The organism is Paenibacillus terrae (assembly GCF_000943545.1).
Classification (GTDB): domain Bacteria; phylum Bacillota; class Bacilli; order Paenibacillales; family Paenibacillaceae; genus Paenibacillus; species Paenibacillus terrae_A.
Genome location: NZ_JTHP01000178.1, coordinates 1 through 1,088, shown reverse-complemented (window position 1 = coordinate 1,088; position 1,088 = coordinate 1). Strand labels below are relative to the sequence as shown.

The following is a 1,088-nucleotide window of genomic DNA, read 5'->3' as shown; positions in this document are numbered from 1 at the left end:
ATGAAAATAAATAAACCGTTTCATCCGTATATTTTGCTTTTCATTGCCATATTATCTGTTTCTATCTCTTCCATCATGATAAAATCCTCAGATACGCCAACCTCTGTGGCTGGAATGTACAGACTGTATATATCAGTAATAATAATGCTTCCTTTTGTACCCTGGAAAATACTTCGATCCTTAGAGATGAACAAAAAAGATTGGAGTACCGTTTTCTTAGCTGGTCTTTTTCTCGGGTTATATTTCTTATTTTGGATGGAATCTTTAGTATATACCTCAGTTGCGAGCTCCATGGTCATCTTATCATTACAGCCTTTATTTGTAATGATGGGTTCATACTTTATGTTCAGAGAACGAGCAAACATATTAACCATTCTTTGTTTGATCGCTGCTCTTTTCGGTTCGATCATTATAGCTTGGGGAGACATAGGGGTTTCCAAAGAGGCATTAATCGGAGATGGGTTATCTTTGTTAGGAACAATCTTGGTTTCAGCATATATGTTGGCAGGACAGAAAGTAAGTCACAAAATAGATGCAAATTTATATAGTGTTATTGTTTTTTTTCTGGGTGGCAGCGTCATGCTAATCTACAATTTATTGAATAATTATTCCTTGATCGAATATGACTCGTCGGATTGGATGTATTTCTTTTTACTTGCAGTAATCCCAACTATTTTTGGACAATATATTTTTAATCTGTTGTTGAAATCAATGGGTGCAACTACTGTTTCAGTGGGTATTATTGGAGAACCTGTTCTCGCCATAATTCTCGCTTACTTATTCTTGGGAGAAATAATCTCTGTATTTCAATTCATAGGTGGAATGATAACTTTATTCGGTATGGGGATGTATTTTTGGGCAAAATCTTTAAAGTATACAGTTGCAAAATATTAAAATTTGTAACTGTATATCGCGAAATTTGAGAAAACAATAGATGAGGAGAATGTTTAAATGGCAACGATTGATGATTTTTTGGAACTGGATATTCGAGTTGGAACAATAATTAAAGCTGAGTTTTTTGCAGAAGCAAAAATACCTGCTATTAAACTTGAGATTGATTTTGGACAAGATATCGGAATAAAAACATC

The 1,088-nt window shown here is 33.9% G+C and carries 1 protein-coding gene and 1 pseudogene; both read left to right on the top strand.

What is annotated here, in order from left to right; translation table 11 throughout:
* On the top strand, positions 1–894 hold an 894-nt coding region (locus QD47_RS29505; RefSeq protein ID WP_044649476.1), incomplete at its 5' end, for a DMT family transporter.
* 57 nt (positions 895–951) lie between these two features.
* Positions 952–1,088 (top strand): annotated as a pseudogene (locus QD47_RS29500) (tRNA-binding protein); the annotation flags it as partial.